Origin of the sequence: Hymenobacter nivis (assembly GCF_006439025.1) — a bacterium.
Taxonomy (GTDB): Bacteria; Bacteroidota; Bacteroidia; order Cytophagales; family Hymenobacteraceae; genus Hymenobacter; species Hymenobacter nivis_A.
In genome coordinates, this window is record NZ_RCYZ01000007.1 from 105,139 (window position 1) to 127,260 (window position 22,122).

A 22,122-nucleotide genomic window follows, 5' to 3' on the forward strand; every position below is an offset into this window, starting at 1 on the left:
CCGCCCCTACTTTTGCCCGTATGAAGATTACCGCTGCCATTACCGGGATAGGTTCCTACGTACCCGATTACGTGTTGACCAACCAGGAACTCGAAAAGATGGTGGACACCACCGACGAGTGGATTACCACGCGCACGGGTATCAAGGAGCGGCGCATTTTGAAGGGCGAGAACCAGGGCACTTCGGTGCTGGGCACCAAGGCCGTGCAGCAGCTACTGGAGAAAACCGGCACCCACCCCGACGAGATAGAGCTGCTGATTTGCGCCACCACCACCCCCGACATGCTGTTTCCGGCCACGGCCAACATCATTTCCAACGCTGTGGGCATCACCAAGGCGTTTAGCTACGACATGAACGCGGCCTGCTCAAGCTTTTTGTTTGCGCTGGCCACCGGGGCCCAATTCATTCAAGCGGGCACTTATAAGAAAGTGATTGTGGTGGGGGCCGATAAGATGTCGTCCATCGTGGATTACACCGACCGCGCCAACTGCATCATCTTCGGCGATGGGGCCGGGGCGGTGCTGCTTGAGCCCAACACCGAGGGCTACGGCCTACTCGACCAGGTGCTGCGCACCGACGGCAGCGGCGAGGCCTACCTGCACCAGAAAGCCGGCGGCAGCCGCCGCCCGCCCAGCCACGAAACCGTGGATCGGCGCGAGCACTTCATCTACCAGGAAGGCGCCACGGTGTTTAAGTTTGCCGTGACCAACATGGCCGACGTGGCCGGCCAGGTGATGGAGCGCAACCACCTCGGCAACGACGACGTGGCTTGGCTCGTGCCTCACCAGGCCAACAAGCGCATCATCGACGCCACCGCCCACCGCATGGGCGTGGGCCCCGAGAAGGTGATGCTCAACATCCAGCGCTACGGCAACACCACCAACGGCACCATTCCGCTGTGCCTGGCCGACTACGAAAGCCAGCTGCACCGCGGCGACAACCTCGTGCTGGCCGCCTTCGGTGGCGGCTTTACCTGGGGCTCGGTGTACCTGAAGTGGGCGTATGATTATAAAGCCGTTAGCTAACAGCTACTGGCCGCCAGCTTTCGTTCCCGCTTTCCGACTGCATTCTCATTCAACCAAAAGCGCATAGCCAACCCCTATTCGCTCATAGCTTAACAAAATATGGCTTCAACCGCCGATTTTCGCAACGGGCTCGTGCTCAACTACAACGGAGAGTTGCACGTCATCACCGAATTCCAGCACGTGAAGCCCGGCAAGGGCCCCGCGTTTGTGCGCACCAAAATGCGCAACATCAAAACCGGCCGCGTGATTGACAACACCTTCAACGCCGGCGTGAAAGTGGAAACCGCCCGCGTGGAGCAGCGCCCGCACCAGTACCTGTTCAAGGATGATTACGGCTACACGTTCATGGACAATGATACGTTTGAGCAGATTGTGCTGCCCGAGGCCATGCTGCCCTTCGCCGACCTGATGAAGGAAGGCCAGGCCATCACCATCCTCATGCACGCCGAAACCGAGCAGCCCCTCACCGCCGAGCTGCCCACCACCGTGGAGCTCATGGTGACCTACACCGAGCCTGGCCTGCGCGGCGACACGGCCACCAACACGCTCAAGCCCGCCATCATGGAAACCGGGGCCCGGGTACAGGTGCCGCTTTTCATCGACCAGGACACCAAAATTCGGGTCGATACCCGTACCTATACGTATGTCGAAAGAGTCAAGTAAAGGCCCATCGCCTAAAAAAGACGCCCCTATGAAAGCCAAAGAACTACAGGAACTGCTCGATTTCATCGCCAAATCCGGCCTGAACAAGGTGAACATCGAGACCGATGAATTCAAGATTTCGGTGCAGCGCGACCCCAGCACCAAGCAGGTGGTGAGCGTGGCCGCCGCCGCTCCGGCCCCGGCCACCGCCCCCACGGCAGCTCCCGCTACACCCGCAGGGGCCCCAGCCGCTGCCCCCGCGGCCGCTCCCGCCGCCAGCCAGACCGCCCTGAAGGCTCCGATGATTGGCACGTTCTACCGCAGCAGCGGGCCCGAGTCGCCGGCCTTTGTGCAGGTGGGCGACATGGTAGAGAAAGGCCAGGTAATTTGCATCATCGAGGCCATGAAGCTGTTCAACGAGATTGAAGCCGAGCAGAGCGGCCGCATCGTGAAGGCGCTGGTAGAAAACGCCACCCCGGTGGAGTACGACCAGCCGCTGTTCCTGATTGAATAGGCGCCGCCTTTTTTGTCATCCTCATCTGCCGTTCGCGCAGCGAAGGACCGAAGGACTTTTGAACACTTTGCAGTAATCAGAAATACTGTCAATCGTTCTTCCCTGACAAGGTCCTTCGCTGCGCGGACGGCAGATGAGGATGACAGTTTTTTTACCCTTCCGAATCTTTCGACGACCCATGTTCAAGAAAATCCTCATTGCCAACCGGGGCGAAATTGCCTTGCGCATCATCCGCACCTGCAAGGAAATGGGCATCAAAACGGTGGCCGTGTACTCGACCGCCGACAAGGAAAGCCTGCACGTGAAGTTTGCCGACGAGGCCGTTTGCATTGGGCCCCCGGCCTCGGCCCTGTCGTACCTGAGCATGCCGAACCTGATTGCGGCCGCTGAAATCACCAACGCCGACGCCATTCATCCGGGCTACGGCTTTTTGAGCGAAAACGCGGAATTCTCGCGCATCTGCCAGGAAAACGGCATCAAGTTCATCGGGGCCTCGCCCGAGATGATCAACCAGATGGGCGACAAGGCCACGGCCAAGGCCACGATGATCAAGGCCGGTGTGCCGTGCATCCCGGGCTCGGTGGGCTTGCTCGACTCGGTGGAGCAAGGCAAAAAAATCGCCGCTAAAATTAAGTACCCCGTCATCATCAAGGCCACGGCCGGCGGCGGCGGGCGCGGCATGCGCATCATCCACAGCGACGACGAGTTCCAGAAAGCCTGGGACGATGCCCGCACCGAGTCGAAGGCCGCGTTTGGTAACGACGGCATGTACCTGGAGAAGTACGTGGTGGAGCCCCACCACATCGAGGTGCAGCTTGTGGGCGACCAGTTTGGCCACGTGTGCCACCTCTCCGAGCGTGATTGCTCCATCCAGCGCCGCCACCAGAAGCTGGTGGAGGAGGCTCCCTCGCCGTTCATGACGGCTGAGCTGCGCGAGAAAATGGGCGCGGCGGCCATCGCCGGGGCCGCGGCCATTGGCTACGAGGGCGTGGGCACCATCGAGTTTTTGGTGGACAAGAACCGGGATTTCTACTTCATGGAGATGAACACCCGCATCCAGGTGGAGCACCCCGTGACGGAGGAAATCATTAACTACGACCTCATTAAGGAGCAAATCAAGGTGGCGGCGGGCATCCCGATTTCGGGCAAGAACTACTACCCCAAGATGCACGCCATGGAGTGCCGCATCAACGCCGAGGACCCGCGCAACGGCTTCCGGCCCGCCCCGGGCCGCATCACCACGCTGCACATCCCCGGCGGCCACGGCGTGCGCGTTGACACGCACGTGTACGCAGGCTACCAGATTCCGCCCAACTACGACTCGATGATTGCCAAGCTCATCACCGTGGCCCAAACCCGCGAGGAGTGCATCGTGAAAATGAAGCGGGCCCTGAGCGAGTTCGTGGTGGAAGGCGTGAAAACGACCATCCCCTTCCACCTTGCCCTGATGGACAACGAGCAATTCCAGGCCGGCTACTTCACCACGGGCTTCCTGGAAACGTTCGACTTTTCGACGGTATAGTTTCTGCGGTTTTTAGTTGTTGAAAAGCGTGCCCGGCATTACCGGGCACGCTTTTTTTATTATGCATCTTATTCATTTCTAATGAGTTGGGGCCCTAATTCTGTGCAAACGTTTGCACAGAATTAGGGCCCCGGGGTACCTTGCGCCAAAATCATCAAGTAGGGCCCCCACGAAGGCGTCGGTTTGCCGTGCTACGCTGCGCATTTATGCTTCCAAGAATTGCCTCTTTTCTGACCGCCGCTCTGCTGGGGCTGACGCTTTTTCAACCGGCCGTTGGCCAAGCCCCGCACACCGGCGACGTGTTTGTGGACAAGGGCGGGGTGCTGCGCTGGGCGAAGGGCAAGCAGGAAGTGGCCCTGTTTGGGGTGAACTACACCGCGCCGTTTGCCTACTCGTACCGGGCCCTGGGCAAGGTGGGTGCCGACCGCGAGCAGGCCATCCGGCAGGACGTGTACCACCTGGCGCGGTTGGGCGTGGACGCCTTCCGCATCCACGTGTGGGACGTGGAAATCAGCGACACGCTGGGCAACCTGAAGGAAAATGACCACCTGCGGCTGCTCGACTACCTGGTGGACCAACTGGAGCGGCGCGGCATCAAAATCATCCTCACCCCGATTGCTTACTGGAACAACGGCTACCCGGAAAAGGACACCGGCACCGGCTTCTCGAGTATTTACGGCAAGGACGCGGCCTACACCAACCCGCGGGCCGTGGCGGCTCAGGAGCACTACCTCACGCAGTTCCTCAACCACCGCAACCCCTACACCAAGCAGCTGGTGCGGCAAGACCCGGGCATACTCGCCTTTGAGGTGTGCAACGAGCCGCGCTACCACCAGCCCGAGGGCCCCGTGACGGCCTTTGCCGACCGCATGGCCGGGGCCATCCGGGCCACGGGCTGCCGCAAGCCGGTGTTCTACAACATCGCCGAGAGCCCGCAGGTGCACAACGCCATCCTGAACGCCAAGGTGGACGGACTGACCTTCCAGTGGTACCCCGAGGGGCTGGTGGGCGGGCACACGCTGCACGGCAACTTCCTGCCCTACGTGGACCGCTACCCAATTCCGTACGCCGGCGATGCGCGCTTCAAAAGCAAGGCCAAGATGGCCTACGAGTTCGAGTCGGCCGACGTGGTGCAGCCGGTGATGTACCCGTTCATGGCCCGCAGCTTCCGCACGGCGGGCTTGCAGTGGGCCACCATGTTTGCCTACGACCCGCTGGCCATTGCCTACGCCAACACCGAGTACCAGACGCACTACCTGAACCTGGCCTACACGCCGGCCAAGGCCATCAGCCTGCTCATTGCCGGGCAGGTGTTTCGGCGCACCAAGCGCGGGCAAGCCTTCCCAAGCTACCCGGCTGATTCGACGTTCGGCGCGTTTCGGGTGAGCTACCGCGAAGGGCTGAGCGAAATGAACACGCCGGACGCTTTCTACTACACCACCAGCACCGGCACGCGGCCGGTGGCCCCGGCCCAGCTGCGGCACGTGGCGGGCACGGGCGCGTCGGCGGTGGTGCGCTACGGCGGGCTGGGGGCCTACTTCCTCGACCGGCTGGCCCCGGGGGTGTGGCGCTTGGAAGTTCTGCCCGACGCCGTGCCCATCCGCGACCCATTTGCCAAAACCTCGCTGGCACAGCCCGTGACGCAGATTTTGTGGAACGACCAGCCGGTGCAGCTCATGCTGCCGGGCTTGGGCGACAACTACACGCTGCGGGGCATTAACGAGGGCAATACCGCCCAGGCCACCGCCACCGGGGGCCGCGCCACGGTGCGCCCCGGCGTGTACGTGGTGGCCGCCGCTGGGCAAAACACGGCCGCCTACGGGGCCCAAACGCCGTTTGGTGCCGGTCAGCTGGGCGAGTTTGCAGCGCCGGCGCCCACCGATTTGGGGCCCCAGGTGCGGCACACGCCGCCGGCCCAGACCGGGGCCGGCCAGCCGCTGCGCCTCACCGCCACCCTTACCGGCGTGGGGCCCCGGGACACCGTGCTGCTCGTGGCCCAGCACTACTACGGCCGCACAACCCAAATCGTACCGATGGTGGCCACTGCCTATGCTACCTACGCCGCCACCGTACCCGCCGCACTGGTGTACCCCGGCCTGGTGCGGTACTGGCTGGTGCTGCGCCGCGGTGGGCAGGCACGCACCTTCCCCGGCAACTTTGCCGGCCAGCCCGGCGACTGGGACTACGCCCACCCCGAGCACTGGGAAGTGCCCGTGGTAGCCGCCGGGGCCCCGCTGCCGCTCTTCAGCGCTGGGGCCGACAAGGACCTGACGGAAGCCCACGGCGTGGGCGAAAACCAAGGCTGGACCGACTACGTGACCACGCCCACCGGCGCCCTGGCATTGCGCCTGGCGCAAGAACCTGCTTCTGCCAAAAACCCTGCGCCAACCGCGGGGGCCCCGGTAGTGGCGCTGCGCGCCTACTTCGGCGACCGGCTGGCTAGCCGCCCGGCTGCCGAGCTGGCGGGCTTCCGCGCGGTGGTGGTGCGGGTGCGGCCCGGCGCGGGCGCGGGGGTCCTGCGCCTCAGCCTGGCCACGCGCGATGCGGTGGCTTACACCGCCGACGTGCCCGTGACCGGTACCGATTGGCAGGAGGTGCGCGTGCCGCTGGCGGCGTTTCGGCCGGCGCCGCTGCTGCTGGTGCCGCGCCCGTACCCCGGCTTTCTACCGCTCGACTACACCGCCCCCAGGACCCCGGGGGCCCTAAAGCTGGCCGACGCCGAGGTGCTGCAAGTGGTGCTGGGCGCCGCCCCGGCCGGCCCCGCCCCGCTGACGGTGGACCTAGAATCAGTGTCGCTGCAATAGACTGAAAAACCGGAGTTTACATCCACGCAAAGGAGCGCGCCAGCAGTGGCGCGCTCCTTTGCATTGGGGCCCTAGCGAACCTTTGAAACATTAGCGGGAAGCCGGCGGCCGGTCGAACAGCCACTCGTAGGCGGCGGCGAACTCGCGCTGCCAGAACCATTCGCGGTGCTCGCCGTCGGGGGCGGCGTGGTAGGCCACGTGGGCGGCGGGCACGCCGGCGGCGCGCAGCCGGTCGCGCCACTGCGCCATCAGGGGCAGCATGGAGCTGTCTTCCTTGGCCCCGGCCACCAGGTAAAACTTGGCAGCGGGCGCCGGCGGGTGCTGGCGCGCGTAGGCTTGCAGCGAATCGTTGCAGACCCAAAAGGCGGGTGAGAAGGCCCCCACGCGCCCGAACACGGCCGGGTGGCGCAGGGCGGCGTACACCGAAATGAGCCCCCCCAGGCTGGAGCCGGCGATGCCAGTGTGGGCCGCGTCGGAGCGGGTACGGTAGTGCCGGTCGATGTAGGGCTTGAGGGTGAGGGCCAGGAAATCGACGTAGGCCGCGCCCTGGCCCCCGGTTTTGATGCGCGGGTTGTGCCACGGGATGTACTCGTCGCCCCGGTAGCGGCTGCCGTTGTCCACGGCCACCACGATGCAGCCGGTGGGGTCCTGGCCGCTGGCGCGGATGCGGTCCAGGGTTTCGTCTACGCCCCACTCGCCGGCGAAAGCGGTGGCCGCGTCGAACACATTCTGGCCGTCGTGCAGGTACAGCACCGGGTAGCGGCGCTGGGGCTGGCGGGCATAGTCGGCGGGCAAGTACAGCCACACGCGCCGGTGCCGGCCCAGCTGGGGCATAAAAAACGCGGTGTCGAGCACCTGCACCTGGGGGCTGGCCGTGCTGGGGCCCCGGGCAACGACGGAGCCGGCGTTTAGGGCCCCCAGCACGGCACAGCGGGCCACCGGGGCCCCGGGCGGCGGCGAGGTAGTAAAAGACATAGGTGAAAAGCGGGACGCCGCGCTAGCGCAGGGTGGCCCCTTCGCCGGCCCCGCGCTCCGAAGCGTCGATTTTGCGCAGCGTGTAAATGGCCCGCACCGAGTCGATGCCCGGCAGGCCGTTGGTTTGGAAATCGATGCGGTAGCCCTGGCCCGGGGCCGCCACGAAGTGGCGGTACTCCTCGGCCGGCTCGCGCACCACGTACAGCTCGCCGGGGGCGGGCACCTTCAGGCGGGCGTAGGTGCTGCGGCCGTCGCCGGCCGGGCGCCGCTCGGGGCCCGCCAGCAGGCTGGGGCCCGAGAGGCGCACCTTCTGGCCATCGGCGCCGGGCAGCGCCGGGTTGCCGAGGCCATCCACAAAGATGCCGCGGCGCTGGGCCAGCTCCTCCAGCGTGAGGGTGCGCAGCAGCGGCAGCTGTTGCTTGTCCATCACCAGTTGCTGGGTGGCCTGCCCGGTGCCCGGGGCCCTATAAAACACCAGCACCGGCTCGGCCAGCCGCACGCGGCTCACGAAGACCTGCGGCTCGCCCGGGGCAGGGCGGCCGGCCCGGGCGCGGCCCCCCGTTTGGGCCGCGCTGGCAGCAGGGAGTGCGAGCACGCCCAAAGCGAAGAGTAGCAACGATTTCATGCAGCAAGGAACTGACGCGGTGAGCCGCCAAAGGTAGGCACCGCCCCGCATTACCGAAACCCGCGGCCCGCTCCCCGCCCCCGGGGCCCCGGGGGCCGCCCGTCACGAGCGTTTGCACCGCCGGGGCCCCGGGGCGAATATTTTGAGGTTAACAAATCGTGAACTGCTGATAGGATAAAACCAATAAAGCGTACTTTTGCGCATTTTTTGCTGATTAATTGGTAATTTTGCGGCCCCAAAAACGCTGCTTGCCTACTATTCTTCTACACCAGTTCTCCATTTTTTTACCAATTTCTGTTTCCATGAAACAACCCTACCTAGCAAAACTGTGGGTTTTGCTTTTATTTGCGCTGCTGGGCTTTAGTGCTGAGGCCCAGGCACAAACCGGCTCGGTGAGCGGGCGCGTGCTCGATGAAAAGAATACCGGAATTCCCGGCGCTACCGTGTTGGTGGCAGGCACTTCGCTGGGGGTTTCCAGCGACGTGGACGGCAATTTCCGCATTGCCAACATTCCGGCTGGGCCGCAAACGATTGTACTCACCTTCGTGGGTTACAACGAAGTGCGCCGCCCCGTGACTATCGTAGCCGGCCAGAATGTAGCCGTTAGCGCGGCCCTCACCGTGAACGCCACCGAGCTGGGCGAGGCCGTGGTAATTGGCTACGGTACCCAGCGCAAGCAGGACGTGACCGGCGCCATCACAACGGTGAACGCCAAGGACTTCGTGCAAGGCCAGGTCACCAACCCCGAGCAATTGATCCAGGGCAAAGTGGCCGGCGTGCAAATCACGACCGACGGCGGGGCCCCGGGCGCCGGCACCACCATCCGCATCCGCGGGGGCTCGTCGCTGAACGCCAACAACAACCCGCTCATCGTGATTGACGGCGTGCCGGTGGACACCCCCTCGGGCACGGGCAACTACAACGTGGCCGGCGTGTCGAACCCGCTGAGCTTGATCAACCCCAACGACATCGAAACCTACACGGTGCTGAAGGACGCCTCGGCTACGGCCATCTACGGCTCGCGGGCGTCGAACGGCGTAATCCTCATCACCACCAAAAAAGGCAGCACGGGCGACAAACTGACCGTCAACTTGGTGTCGAACACGTCGCTGGCGGCCCGCTACAATTCGGTGCCGGTGCTGACGGCCGACGAGTTCCGGGCCACGGTGCAAGCCGTAGCGCCCCAGCAAGTGGGCCTGCTCGGCACGGGCAACACCGACTGGCAGAAGCAGGTGTTCCGCACCGCCATGAGCTACGACAACAACGTGAGCCTGACCGGCGCTGTGGGCAAGCTGCCCTTCCGCGCCTCCATCGGCAACCTGGAGCAGCAAGGCATCCTCATCACCAACCGCCTCATCCGCAACTCGGGCTCGCTGAGCCTAAACCCCGTGCTGCTCGACAACCACTTGCGCATCAACGCCAACGTGAAGGGCACCTGGGTGGACAACAACTTCGCCGACGCCGGCGCCATCGGCTCGGCCCTGGCCTTCGACCCCACGCAGAACGTGTTCAGCGACAACGCGGCCTACGCCAACTACTTCCAGTACCTGCAAGGCAACGGCACGCCCCAGCAGAACGTGCCCACCAACCCGGTGGCCACCCTCCAGCTCCAGCGCAACCGCAGCACCGTGAAGCGCAGCATCGGCAACGTGCAGCTCGACTACAAGCTGCACTTCCTGCCCGACCTGCACGCCAACGTGAACCTGGGCTACGACGTGACCCGCACCACCGGCACCAACCTGGTCGATGCCCGCTCGGCCGGCGCGTACTTCAACAACCCGCTCGACCCCGCCAACACCACGGCTCGCGGCGGCTCGTACAACTACTACTCGCAGCAGCGCAACAACAAGCTGCTCGAAGCCTACCTGAACTACACCAAGCAGCTCAGCGAAACCAGCCGCCTGGAGCTGCTGGCCGGCTACTCGTACCAGGACTTCGTGACCACGGCCCCGGCCTACGCCAACTACCTGGGCGACGCCACCACGGTGCGCACACTGGCCCCCAACAACCCCTTCCGCACCCAGTACACCATCCTCTCGTACTACGGCCGGGCCAACCTGACGCTCAACAACCGCTACATCTTCACCGGTACGCTGCGTAACGACGCCTCGTCGCGCTTCTCGCCCGACAACCGCAATGCCTTGTTCCCGGCCGCCTCGTTCGCCTGGCGCATCAAGGAAGAGAACTTCCTGAAGGACAACAAGGCCTTCTCGGACCTGAAATTCCGCGTGGGCTACGGCATCACCGGCCAGCAAGACGTGGTGGCCGCCGCCGGCAGCGACTACCCCTACATCCAGCGCTTCCAGCTGAACGTGCCCACCGCCCAGTACCCCCTCGGCGGCGTGTACTACACCCCCTACTCGCCCCTGGGCTACAACAGCAACCTGAAGTGGGAGCAAACCAGCACCTATAACGCCGGCCTGGACTTTGGCTTCTTCGACAACCGCCTCACGCTGAGCGCCGACGCGTACTACCGCAAAACCACCGACCTGCTGGCCGTCATCCCCATCCCGGCCCTGGTGAACTTCACCAACCGCCTAGTGTCGAACGTGGGCTCGCTGGAGAACAAAGGCATCGAGCTGAACCTGAACGGCATCGCCATCCAGAGCGAGAAGCTGAACTGGAGCGTGAACGCCAACGCCACCTACAACGTGAACCGCATCCTCTCGCTGGGGCCCCAGGCCGCCGACTTCCAGGGCATTGAGAACACGACCATTGCCGGCGGCACGGGCACCAACATCGGCAACTACCGCGTGGGCTCGCCCTCGTCGGCCTTCTACGTGTACCAGCAAGTGTACAGCGCCAACGGCAAGCCCGTGGACGGCGTGTACGTGGACACCAACGGCGACGGCAAAATCGACTCCAACGACCGCCGCATCTTCCAGCAGTCGGCCCCGAAAGTGCTGCTCGGCTTCGGCTCGAACCTGAGCTACGACCGCCTGAGCCTGGCCTTCTCGCTGCGCGCCAACCTGGGCAACTACGTGTACAACAACGTGGCCTCGAACCTGGGCAACTACCAGGGCCTCGTGGGCTCGACGAACTTCGTGTCGAACGTGGTGCGCGATGCCAACAACACCGGATTCCTCAACTCCAACCAGGAGCGCTACTCCTCGGATTACTACATCCAGAACGCTTCTTTCCTGCGTATGGACAACGTCACCCTCGGCTACAACGCCGGCAAAGTGCTGGGCGGCAAAGGCAGCCTGCGCCTGAGTGCCGCCGTGCAGAACGTGTTCGTGGCTACTAAATACACCGGCCTCGACCCCGAGATTCCGAACGGCGTGGACAACAACGTGTACCCGCGCCCCCGCACCTACACGTTCGGCCTGAACCTGAGCATTTAATTTCCTCCCCTCGCACTATATGAAGAATATTATTTTTCGGAACGCGGCCGTTCTGGGGGTCACCTCGTCGCTGCTGCTCGTGGCCTCGTCGTGCAACAAAGACCTCGACCGCTCCCCCACCTACGACCTGAGCACGGACGCCGTGTACAAGGACGCGGCCGGCTACCGCACGGTGGCCGCTAAGGCCTACAGCGGCTTCGCCGTGACGGGCCCCAGCGGCCCCGACGCCTCGACCGGGGACGTGCTGGGCATCGACCAGGGCTCGTCGGACTACATCCGCCAGCTGTGGAGCGCCCAGGAACTGACGACCGACGAGGCCGTCATCCAGTGGGGTGACCCCGGCGTGCAGGACTGGCACAACATGAACTGGACGTCGAGCGGCGTGTTCATTCAGGGCCTCTACAGCCGCATTCTCTACGAAATCACGGTCTGCAACAGCTTCCTGGCCGAGGCCACCGACGACAAGCTCAGCGCCCGCGGCATCAGCGGCGCCGACCTGGCCGACATCAAGGCCTACCGGGCCGAGGTGCGCTTCCTGCGGGCCCTGGCGTACTACCACGCCATGGACCTGTACGGCAACCCGCCCTTCGCTACCGAAACCGACCCGATTGGGGGCACCACGCCGCCCCGGCAAACCACCCGCGCCGAGCTGTTTACCTACATCGAGTCGGAGCTGAAGGCCATCGACGCCGACCTGCTGGCCCCCAGCCAGAACGCCAACCAGTACGGCCGCGCCAACAAGGCCGCCGCCTGGACGCTGCTCGCCAAGCTGTACCTGAACGCCCAGGTGTACACGGGCACGGCCCGCTACGCCGACTGCCTGACCTACGCCGCCAAGGTGATTGACACCGGCGGGTACTCGCTGCAAACCACCGCCACGAACAAGGCCACGGCCTACGCACGCAACTTCCTCACCGACAACAACACGTCGCCGGAAATCATCTTCCCGATCGTGTACGACGGCAAGCGCACCCAGAGCTACGGCGGCACCACCTTCCTGACGCACGCGGCCGTGGCGGGCACGGCCGACGCCAACTGGAACCCCACGAAGTACGGCATCGGCGCAGGCTGGGGCGGCACCCGCACCACGCCCCGCTTGTTCCAGCAGTTCGCCGACACGGCCGCCGACACCCGGGGCCGGTTCGTGACCGGGGGCCAAACGTTGGAGGTGGCTTCGCAAACCAACTTTTACAACGGCTACGTGCCCATCAAGTTCAAGAACGTGAACTCGGCCGGGGCCGCCGGCACCGACGCCACGTTTGTGGACACCGACTACCCGATGTTCCGCCTGGCCGACGTGTACCTGATGTACGCCGAAGCCGCCGTGCGCTCCAACACCAATGTATCGCAGGCCCTCACCTACGTGAACCTGATCCGCAGCCGCGCCTACCGCAACACGACGGCCGGCAACATCACCGCCAGCGCCCTCACCACGGACTTCATCCTGAATGAGCGCTCGCGCGAGTTGTACTGGGAAGGCACCCGCCGCACCGACCTCATCCGCTACGGCCGCTTCACCACCGCGGCCTACCTCTGGCCCTGGAAAGGGGGCGTGGCCGCCGGCACCAGCGTGCCCGACACCCGCAACTTGTTCCCGATTCCGTCGTCGGACATCAGCGTGAACCCCAACCTGGTGCAGAACCCCGGGTACTAACCGCTGCTTGCTTCCCCGGCCAACGCTTGGGGCCCCCGGGGCCCCGGCGGGCCGGGGAAACATTTCTTATCATTCCCACTCCCCCATGAATACTTCCATGAAAAACTGGCTTACCCAAGCAGCTGGCATCTGCACCGTGGCGGCGGTGGCCCTCACGGGCTGCAAGAAAGACGAGGTGCAGGCGACCATCACGCCCACCAACGCGCCCACCCTGGCCGCCAGCACCACCGCGGTGGTACTGGCGCAGGCCAACGCCGCGAGCACCGCCGTGACCTACACCTGGACGCCCGTGACGGGCTTCACCTGGACCAACACCGACGCGCCGTACAACCCGGCCATCACCTACCAGTTGCAGATTGACAAGAAAGGCGGTGCCTTTACGGCCCCTGCTACGATTGACGCCGGCACCAGCCCCACCAACGTGACGGTGGAAGCCCTGAATACGGCCCTCACCACGCTGGGCATCGCGCCCGGCACCGCCACCCCCGTAGACGTGCGCCTGAACGCCCGCTACGCCTCCAACACGCCCCAGGCCTCGCCAGTGGTACCGCTCACCGTGACCTCCTACAAGGCCTGCGTGGCGCCCAACTCGGATTCGTGGGGCGTGGTGGGCGACGCCGCCGATGGCTGGCCCGACGCCACGACCAACACCGACGTGCCCCTGACCTATAACTGCGACACCAAGACGTACGACATCACCCGGGCCTTCAAAGTAGGCGCCTTCAAGATCCGCCTCAACAAGGCTTGGACGGTGGACTACGGCAGCAGCTCTAGCACTGGGGGCCCCCTGGTGAAGGGCGGCGGCAACATCAGCATCGCGACGGCCGGCACTTACACGGTCAAGTTCGACATCGCCAACCTGAAATACACCATCACCAAGTAATTCCCGCTTAGTGTTGCTGCTGTAAAAAAAGGCCACTCCCCGGAGCGGCCTTTTTTTATGGTGGGGGCCCTATTTTGCAGCTTTGGCGGCCGCTTGCGTCAAATTCCTTACTTTCGCTGCCCCACTTTTTCATTTTTCGCATGATTCTTATTGCCGACGGTGGCTCCACCAAGTGCAGCTGGTGCCAGCTCGACGACGCCAACCAGCGCGTCTACTTCAACACGGAGGGCTACAACCCCGATTTCATCGACACGCCGGGCATCGTCCGCTCGCTCGACCAGAACCTGCCCGACACGCTGCCCCGCGGCGAGGTGCGCGAAATCCACTTCTACGGCGCCGGCGTATCGTCGCCGGCCAAGGCCGCCATCATCAGCAACGCCCTCAAGCAGCTCTTCCCGAACGCCCAAACGATAGAAGTGACCGAGGACCTGCTGGCCGCGGCCCGCGCCCTACTGGGCCGGGGCCCCGGCTTCGCCGCCATCCTGGGCACGGGCACCAATTCGTGCTTGTACGACGGCAAGAAGATCACCTACAACGTGGACTCGCTGGGCTACTTCCTAGGCGACGAAGGGTCAGGCTCGTTCATCGGCAAGCGCCTGCTGCGCGACTACCTGCGCGGCCTGCTGCCCGACGGCTTGCAGGACGCCTTCCGCGAAACCTACCAGCTGGGCGAGCGCAACGACATCCTCGACCGCCTCTACAACCAGCCGCTGCCCAACCGCTTCCTGGCCAGCTTCGCCAAGTTCACCTACGACCACAACAACGTGAGCTACTGCCGCGAAATCGTGCGCCAAGGCTTCGAGGCGTTCTTCCAGAACATCGTGCTGCACTACCCGCGCTACCAGGACTACTCGTTCAACTGCATCGGCTCGGTGGGCTACAACTTCCGCGATGCCCTCACGCAAGTGGCCAACAGCCACGGCATGCAGGTGGGCAAAATCATTCGCTCCCCCATCGACGACTTGGTGGAGTACCACGTCACCAAAGACTAACCGTTTGGGGCCCCGGGGCCCTCCGCACAAAAAAAGGCGACCCGCAGGGGTCGCCTTTTTTTGTGCGGGCTGTACCACCAAGCTGTGCTTGGTCTTGCCCCAGGGGCCCCAGGGCAGCATAGGCAAGACCAAGCACAGCTTGGTGGTACAGCCATTTAGTGCTGCACCAGCAGGCGGGCAGTTTGCTGCTGGCCGCCGGCTTGCAGGCGCACCAGGTACACGCCGTTGGCGAGGTTGGCGGTGGGCACGGCCAGGTCGTGGGAACCCGCGGCCTGACGGCCGGCGGTGGGCACGGTGGCCACCAGGGCCCCCAGCACGTTGCTGATGGTGACGCTCACGCTGGCGGCGGCGGGCAGTTCGTAGTGCAGCGTGGCCGCACCGGCGGCGGGGCTCGGGAAGGCGGCCAGGCGGAACGCGGCCGTGGTTTGCGGCCGGGTGGCCAGCACGGTGCCGGTACTGGAATTAACGGGCTTCGAGGTGTAGACGGCGTACTCGCCGGGCTGGAGCGTGAGGGGCGCGTTCACGTCCGTCACGGCGCGGGTGGCGCCGGTGAGGTAGTTGTACCAGGTGCCGGCGCTCTGGAAGGCGGGCACCACGGTTTGGGTCACCACGTCGAAGTTGCCCACCACGGTCACGCTCAGGTTGGCGTCGGAGAGGTGCACGAGCTTCGTGGCGCCGGTCATCTGCTGGTCGTAAGCGGTGGGGTTGGCGAACACGGGCTGGGTTTTCTTGAGCGCAATCAGGCTGCGGTACACGTTGAACAGGGCCCGGCGTTCGGGCACGTTCTCGTAGTCCCAGCGGATGGGCTTGTTGGCCGTGCGGCAGCCGTCGGATACAGTGCCGTCGGGGCAGCGGTTGATGGTGAAGTCGTAGCCCACTTCGCCAAACTGCCACACCAGTTTGGGCCCCGGCACGGTGAAGAAGAACGCCGCCGCCTCGCCGTTGCGGGCCATGGAGGTGGCAAAATCCTTGGTGCTGTACGTGCCCGAAGCGTTGCCGTAGGCCGCGTTTTTGAAGGCCAGGCGCTCCTCGTCGTGGCTCTCCATGTAGGTAATCAGGTTGGGGTTGTTGAAGCCGCGGGTTTTGTAGTAGCCGCGGCTCAGGTCGGAGGTGGCCACGTAGCCCATGGTGGCCTCGTTGTAGTTGTAGTTCATGTTGCCCCAAATCATGAAACCGTAGTCGGTCAGCGCTTTGGCTTCGCTGTCCACCGGAAAATGCTCCAGGATAGGGTACAGGGTGGGGTCGGTGGCTACCAGCGTTTGGTAGTAGTCCTTCCAGATGTCGATGCGCGACTGGTCGTAGTCGGCGTAGGTGGCCTCGGTGGTAGCCTTGTTGGTGAAGCCCCCGGCCAGGTCGAACCGGTAGCCGTCGATGTGGTACTCCTGGAGCCAGAACTGCATCACCTTCTTGCTGAAGTACTTGGTGTAGGGGCTCTCGTGGTTCAGGTCGTTGTACACGCTATAAGGGTGCGGGGCCCCCACGTTGAACCAGGGGTTGTTAGCAGCGGGGTTGTCGCCGTTGGCGTAGAGCTGGAACATGGGGCTCTGGCCGGTGGAGTGGTTCAGCACCATGTCGAGCACCACGGCAATGCCGCGGCGGTGGCACTCGTCAATGAATTGCTTGAGGGCCGTTTTGGTGCCGTAGTACTTGTCGGGCGCGAAGTAGAAATCGGGGCTGTAGCCCCAGTTCTCGTTGTCGTCGAACTCGTTGACGGGCATCAGCTCGATGGCGTTCACGCCCAGGCGCTGCAGGTAGCCCAGCGTGTCGCGCAAGGTTTGGTAATTGTGGGCCCCCACGAAGTCGCGCACCAGCAGCTCATACGTCACCATATTGGTGCGGGCCGGGCGCTGGAAGTTGGTGGTTTGCCAGGCGTAGGCCGCCTGGTTGCTTTGCAGCACCGACACGATACCCGTGGTTTTGCCGGTCGGGTACGCCTTCAAATTGGGGTACGTGGCGGCCGGGATGCCCCCGTCGGAGTTTGGGTCCAGAATCTTCTCGCAGTACGGGTCGGCCACGCGCAGCTGGCCATCCACCAGAAACTGGTAGGCGTACTCCTGGCCCGCCGTGAGGCCGTCAATCTGCACCCACCAGCGACCGGTGGCGGCCACCGTGGCGGGCGTGGTACTCAGGTTATCGGCCGTTTGGTTCATGAAGCCCGCCGTGGTCGGCTGCCAGTTATTGAACTCCCCCACCACGTACACAAACTGCTTGCCCGGCGCGCTCAGGCTCAGGATGGCCGACGTGCCGCCGTTGATGTAGGTAATGCCGTCGGGCCGGGCCCCGGCGGGCAGCGCGGCGGTGGCCGGGGCGGCCGGGCGCACCACCAGTGTCTGGGTATCCTCCACGGTTTGGCCGCCGGCGGTGGCCGTCAGGCGCAGCACGTTATTCCCCGTTTGGGTGATGGTCACAGTAGTGCTCAAGGCCGTGGCGTTGGCCTGCTGGGCCACCTGCGTGCCGTTGAGGTAAAGCGTGAGCGTGGCGGCGGCCGAGGCCGTGCCGGCCACGGCCACCTGCTGGTTCAGGGCCACAAACTGCGGGTTGCCGGCGGTGGCGGGCACCGGCTGCGTGATGCGCACGGCCAGGGCGGCCACCTGCGCGTCCACAAAAATGTCGGCCCCGCCGGGGCCCCGGCCCACCTTCGCGCCGTCGCCGCTGCGGAACACCATGCCCAGCTTCAGGAGTTGGTCGGTGGCGGCGAGGCCGTAGAACGCCCGCGGCGTAAAGGTGATGGTGTACTTGTCGTTGCCGAGCGCCGTCATCAGCGCGGCCGGGTCGGGCTGGTTGAAATTGACCCGGGGGCCCCCTTTCCAGTCGCCCTGGTTGGCGCTCTTGTCGGTCACGGCCCCGGTCCAGATGTACACCGGCCCGCCCGAGCCCGCCAGGCCGGCGTTGCCTTGGGCAGCGTCGAAGGTTAGGGTAATGGGCGTATCGGCGGTGAAAAACGTGGGCTGCACCGTGACGACCTGCGCCTGCGCGGCCAGCGCCGCGAGGCTCAGCAGCAGGCCCGCAAAGAGTCGAAGTATTTTCATGGGGGTTGAATTAAGAAAGTCGAAGGCGATTATTTCGCTATTGGCAACGATTGCATAGGTAGGCAAAGATAGGGCACACACAGAACGATGAGGTGAATTTTTTGCCTTTTGCGGGGGCGTGGCCGGGCTTTTTGGCGTGGTGGGGGCCCCGGGTTTTGGCGCTCGGCGGCAGTTTGTCCGTATAGCCGTTGGGGCCCCAGCCGGCCGGGCGCAACCCGTTCGGCCCCCGGGCCTCGTATTTTTACCGATTCACCCCTTTGCGGGGCGCACCCGACCTTTCCCCGGGGCCGCTGCCCGCACCCAATTTCTGCCCCGAATACCATGAACGTAGGAGATAGAGTACGCCTGCTTACCGGCACCGAAGAAGGCATCGTGACCCGCCTGCTCGACAGCGAGCTGGTGGAAGTGGCCATCGACAACGATTTCACCATCCCCGTGCTGCGCCGCGAAGTGGTGGTGGTGGCCGCCGACGAAAGCAAGAGCTTCAACCGCGCCGCCCCCACCTACGGCCCCGGCCAGCAGCCCGGCCGCAACGCCAACGCCAGCAAGAAAGACCGCAGCAGCATTCCCAAGCCCACGGCGGCCAACGCCGCCAAGGCCACCCCCACGCTGGCCGAGGCCCTGGCCGCCGTGGCCAGTAGCGGCCCCGCCGCGGCCAAGGCCCCCGGCGGCAAGGTGCCATCGGCCGGCGCGGCCCCGGCCGCCAAGGGCCTGTTCCTGGCCCTGGTCAACCAGTCGCCTGAGCTGCTGGGCGTCACGCTCATCAACAACACCGAGGCCGACGTGCTGTACACCTACGGCGAGGAAACCCCGGCCCGCCCCTACCGGGCCCTGGCCGCCGGCCAGCTGGGCCCCAAGGCCAGCACCCGGCCCCTGGCGTTCCTGCACCTGAAGGACTTTGAAACCTGGCCCGCCGCCGTAGTGCAGCTCCTGCCCCACCGCCACAACGGCGACGCGGCCTATGAGCTGATCAACAAGCGTCAGGGCTTCAAAGCCAGCACGTTCTACGCCAGCCGCCGCCCGGCCCCGGTCATCGGCGCCGATGCCTACCTGTTCCAGCTCGACGAGCGAGCCGCCGCGGCCATCGCCCCCGAAAAGCTGGCCCAGGAAACCCCCGCCGCTTCCGAAGCCGCTAAGGCCCCGGCTGGCATCGACGCGGCGGCCCTGCGCGCCCAGCTCACCGGCGACGCGCCCGCCAAGCCGGCCGCCGTAGTAGCCGCCGCGGCCCCCAAGCCCGCCGCGCCCGTGGTGGCCCCGCCCCACGAATTCGACCTGCACTTCGAGGCCCTGCGCCCCGACAACACCGAGGAGCTGAGCAACACGGCCATCCTACGCATTCAGCTCGACGCCTTTGAAGACGCGCTGGTGAGGGCCCTGGCCACCAACATGCACGAAATCGTGTTCATCCACGGCATGGGCAACGGCACGCTGCGCAAGGAAATCCACCGCCAGCTAAGCCGCAACAAGGACATCAAGTTCTTCGAGGACTCGCGCAAAGAGAAGTTCGGCTACGGCGCCACGCTGGTGCGGCTGAAGTAAAGAAGCCCACTTTATTAGTAGAGCGGTTGCGGCTAGCCCCGTCGGGGCGGCCCGGCGGTAGGTAAAAGCCCCAACCATTTAGCAAAGCCCCAGGGGGATGGCCCAATCGCTAGGGCCCCCCCCCTGGGGCTTTGTTCATTTTTGTTATCAAAATATCTACCGACGGGCCGTCCCGCTAGGGTTAGCCGCAACAAGCTGGGGCGGGGGCCCTACCTTTGCCCGCAAGCAGTGCGCCACTCCACCGCGGCGGGGCAACCCGGCGAGGAAAGTCCGGGCAACGCAGGGCACCCTGCTTCCTAACGGGAAGGACCGGCCAATCGGGCCGGGACAGCCAGTGCCACAGAAAATAACCGCCTACGCGAGTGGGTAAGGGTGAAAAGGTGCGGTAAGAGCGCACCAGCGGGCGGGTAACCGACCCGGCTGGGTAAACCTCAGGGGTTGAAAGACCAAATAAGCGGACACGCGCGCTGGCTTCGGCCGGCGGGCAACGGGCGGCCCGCTCGGGTCCGCGGGTAGGTCGATGGAGCCTTTCCGCGAGGACTGGCCTAGATAAATGGTGGAGACGGGGCCCCCGGGCCCCGGACAGAACCCGGCTTACCGGCGCATTGCCTAGTTTTGGCGGCCGCTCCTGCTTTGGCAGGGGCGGCCGTTTTTTTATTTAAGACACTCTTAAGACCCAGCACGTACGCAAAATCCGTACATACCCGTTCTGGTTGCTTTCCCTTCCCCCGCTCCCCGCCTGCTCATGCCCCGCATCCTCATCATCGACGACGAAAAAGCCATCCGCAACACGCTGAAGGAGATTCTGGAGTTTGAAAACTACACCGTGGACCAGGCCGAGGACGGCCCCGCCGGGCTCGACCTGCTCATCCAGCACAAGTACGACCTGGTGCTCTGCGACATCAAGATGCCCAAAATGGACGGCCTGGAGGTGCTCAGCCGCGCCCAGGGCCTGTCGCCCGACACGGCCTTCATCATGGTATCGGCCCACGGCAACATCGAAACCGCCGTGGAAGCCACCAAAAAAGGCGCCTACGACTTCCTGCCCAAGCCGCCCGACCTCAACCGCCTGCTCATCACGGTACGCAACGCCCTGGACCGCACCAAGCTGGTGACGGAAACCAAGACCCTGAAAAAGAAGCTCTCCGTCACCAAAGGCTCGGCCATGATTGGCTCGTCGGCGGCGCTGGGGGCCGTTCGCAAGGCCATCGAAAAAGTGGCCCCCACCGACGCCCGCGTGCTCATCACGGGCCCCAACGGGGCGGGCAAGGAGATGGTGGCCCGCCAACTGCACGAGCTAAGCTCCCGCGCCCAGGGCCCCCTGGTGGAAGTGAACTGCGCCGCCATCCCGTCCGAGCTCATTGAGAGCGAGCTGTTTGGCCACGAAAAAGGCTCGTTCACCTCGGCCGTGAAGCAGCGCATCGGCAAGTTTGAGCAGGCCGACGGCGGCACGCTGTTTCTGGACGAAATTGGCGACATGAGCCTCTCGGCCCAGGCCAAGGTGCTACGCGCGCTGCAGGAAAGCAAAATCACCCGCGTAGGCGGCGAAAAAGAGATTTCGGTGAACGTGCGCGTGCTGGCCGCCACCAACAAAGACCTGATGCAGGAAATCGCCGACAAGAATTTCCGCGAAGACCTCTACCACCGCCTCTCCGTCATTCTCATCCAGGTGCCGGCCCTGAACGACCGCCGCGACGACATCCCCGACCTCATCCAGAAATTCCTGGCCGACATCGCCGCCGACTACGGCAACAAGCCCAAAAAAATCGACGCCGGGGCCCTAAAATACCTGCAAGCGCTGGACTGGCGCGGCAACATCCGCGAGCTGCGCAACGTGGTCGAGCGCCTCGTCATCATGAGCGACGACACCGTGACGGAAGCCGACGCCAAGGCCTTCGCTGGCAAGTAGCCCCCTTGGGGGCCCCACCGCTCCTAATCTCTTTACCCAAACTGCCCCGGCCCACCCGCCGGGGCTTTTTGCTGACCGCGGGCGGCGCTGGCGTGGGGCCCCGGGCGCTTGGTTTTTGCCACAAAATATTTTGGCATTGGCGCATTTTGGGGCCCCTGGGCCAACCTGAACCATAAAAACCCGGTTACAATAGCAGGCGGATGCTGTTCTCGTCCGTTTCACCTCACCATATTCCCTCCAAACCCCATGGGTATTACCCTCGAACTAGCCCAAGCCGCCGTCCAGGCCGCCCACCAGAAATCGCTCGAACTGGGCGTTAAGATGAACATTGCCGTGGTTGATGCCGGGGCCAACCTCGTGGCCTTCGCCCGCATGGACGATGCCTGGCTCGGCTCGCTCGACATCTCCATCAAGAAGGCCAAGACGGCCCGCTTCTTCGACATGCCCACCGGCGACTTGGGCAAGATTTCGCAGCCCGGCGGTCCGTTGTTCAACATCGAGCACTCCAATACCGGCCTCATCACCTTCCCCGGCGGCATCCCCATCGCCGATAGCACGGGCCGCATCGTGGGCGCCATCGGCGTATCCGGCGACTCGGTGGAGAACGACCACATCGTGGCCGAAGCCGGCCGCGTGGCCGTGGCCAACCGCTAGCCGCAGGGCCC

General features: G+C 64.6%; 15 protein-coding genes and 1 other RNA gene. 13 read left to right on the plus strand and 3 right to left on the minus strand.

The window, feature by feature from the left end; genetic code table 11:
• Window positions 1-20: 20 nt before the first annotated feature.
• The 5 genes from EAH73_RS16385 to EAH73_RS16405 all read left to right on the plus strand — a co-directional run bounded on the left by EAH73_RS16385 (window position 21) and on the right by EAH73_RS16405 (window position 6,507).
• On the plus strand, window positions 21-1,025 hold the full coding sequence (locus EAH73_RS16385; RefSeq protein WP_140468472.1) for a beta-ketoacyl-ACP synthase III: 1,005 nt from the start codon (window positions 21-23) through the stop codon (window positions 1,023-1,025).
• Window positions 1,026-1,124: 99 nt separating this feature from the next.
• The gene (gene efp, locus EAH73_RS16390) at window positions 1,125-1,688 is read left to right on the plus strand and encodes an elongation factor P (RefSeq protein ID WP_140468474.1); all 564 of its coding nucleotides are present in this window, start codon (window positions 1,125-1,127) and stop codon (window positions 1,686-1,688) included.
• 28 nt (window positions 1,689-1,716) lie between these two features.
• On the plus strand, window positions 1,717-2,181 hold the full coding sequence (gene accB / locus EAH73_RS16395; RefSeq protein WP_140468476.1) for an acetyl-CoA carboxylase biotin carboxyl carrier protein: 465 nt from the start codon (window positions 1,717-1,719) through the stop codon (window positions 2,179-2,181).
• Window positions 2,182-2,359: 178 nt separating this feature from the next.
• Complete coding sequence (gene accC, locus EAH73_RS16400; RefSeq protein WP_140468478.1) at window positions 2,360-3,703, plus strand: acetyl-CoA carboxylase biotin carboxylase subunit; 1,344 nt, start codon at window positions 2,360-2,362, stop codon at window positions 3,701-3,703.
• Window positions 3,704-3,909: 206 nt separating this feature from the next.
• Window positions 3,910-6,507, plus strand: a complete 2,598-nt coding sequence (locus EAH73_RS16405) for a cellulase family glycosylhydrolase (RefSeq protein WP_140468480.1) — start codon at window positions 3,910-3,912, stop codon at window positions 6,505-6,507.
• 90 nt (window positions 6,508-6,597) lie between these two features.
• On the opposite strand, the gene EAH73_RS16410 is transcribed toward EAH73_RS16405, so the two are convergent.
• Together EAH73_RS16410 and EAH73_RS16415 are read right to left on the minus strand one after the other, a co-directional pair.
• On the minus strand, window positions 6,598-7,482 hold the full coding sequence (locus EAH73_RS16410) for an alpha/beta hydrolase (protein WP_140468482.1): 885 nt from the start codon (window positions 7,480-7,482) through the stop codon (window positions 6,598-6,600).
• Window positions 7,483-7,504: 22 nt separating this feature from the next.
• Window positions 7,505-8,107, minus strand: a complete 603-nt coding sequence (locus tag EAH73_RS16415; protein ID WP_140468484.1) for a hypothetical protein — start codon at window positions 8,105-8,107, stop codon at window positions 7,505-7,507.
• A 302-nt stretch (window positions 8,108-8,409) separates the two neighbouring features.
• On the opposite strand from EAH73_RS16415, the gene EAH73_RS16420 reads away from it, so the two are divergent.
• From EAH73_RS16420 to EAH73_RS16435, 4 genes are all read left to right on the plus strand, one after another.
• Entirely contained in the window at window positions 8,410-11,451 is a 3,042-nt protein-coding gene (locus EAH73_RS16420) for a SusC/RagA family TonB-linked outer membrane protein (protein WP_140468486.1), read from the plus strand.
• 19 nt (window positions 11,452-11,470) lie between these two features.
• On the plus strand, window positions 11,471-13,105 hold the full coding sequence (locus EAH73_RS16425; protein WP_140468488.1) for a RagB/SusD family nutrient uptake outer membrane protein: 1,635 nt from the start codon (window positions 11,471-11,473) through the stop codon (window positions 13,103-13,105).
• 85 nt (window positions 13,106-13,190) lie between these two features.
• The gene (locus tag EAH73_RS16430; RefSeq protein WP_140468490.1) at window positions 13,191-13,988 is read left to right on the plus strand and encodes a SusE domain-containing protein; all 798 of its coding nucleotides are present in this window, start codon (window positions 13,191-13,193) and stop codon (window positions 13,986-13,988) included.
• A gap of 140 nt (window positions 13,989-14,128) precedes the next feature.
• Window positions 14,129-14,980, plus strand: coding sequence for an N-acetylglucosamine kinase (locus tag EAH73_RS16435; protein WP_140468492.1), 852 nt, complete (start codon window positions 14,129-14,131; stop codon window positions 14,978-14,980).
• A 155-nt stretch (window positions 14,981-15,135) separates the two neighbouring features.
• Here EAH73_RS16435 and EAH73_RS16440 read toward each other — a convergent pair whose 3' ends face one another.
• Entirely contained in the window at window positions 15,136-18,009 is a 2,874-nt protein-coding gene (locus EAH73_RS16440; protein WP_240047298.1) for an alpha-amylase family glycosyl hydrolase, read from the minus strand.
• Window positions 18,010-18,330: 321 nt separating this feature from the next.
• On the opposite strand from EAH73_RS16440, the gene EAH73_RS16445 reads away from it, so the two are divergent.
• The 4 genes from EAH73_RS16445 to EAH73_RS16460 all read left to right on the plus strand — a co-directional run bounded on the left by EAH73_RS16445 (window position 18,331) and on the right by EAH73_RS16460 (window position 22,111).
• Complete coding sequence (locus EAH73_RS16445) at window positions 18,331-19,548, plus strand: Smr/MutS family protein (RefSeq protein WP_140468494.1); 1,218 nt, start codon at window positions 18,331-18,333, stop codon at window positions 19,546-19,548.
• Window positions 19,549-19,773: 225 nt separating this feature from the next.
• Window positions 19,774-20,161, plus strand: an RNA gene (gene rnpB, locus EAH73_RS16450) — RNase P RNA component class A.
• A 132-nt stretch (window positions 20,162-20,293) separates the two neighbouring features.
• A complete protein-coding gene (locus EAH73_RS16455; RefSeq protein WP_140468496.1) occupies window positions 20,294-21,457 on the plus strand; it encodes a sigma-54-dependent transcriptional regulator in 1,164 nt (387 codons plus the stop codon).
• A gap of 246 nt (window positions 21,458-21,703) precedes the next feature.
• A complete protein-coding gene (locus EAH73_RS16460) occupies window positions 21,704-22,111 on the plus strand; it encodes a GlcG/HbpS family heme-binding protein (protein WP_140468498.1) in 408 nt (135 codons plus the stop codon).
• Window positions 22,112-22,122 lie beyond the last annotated feature (11 nt).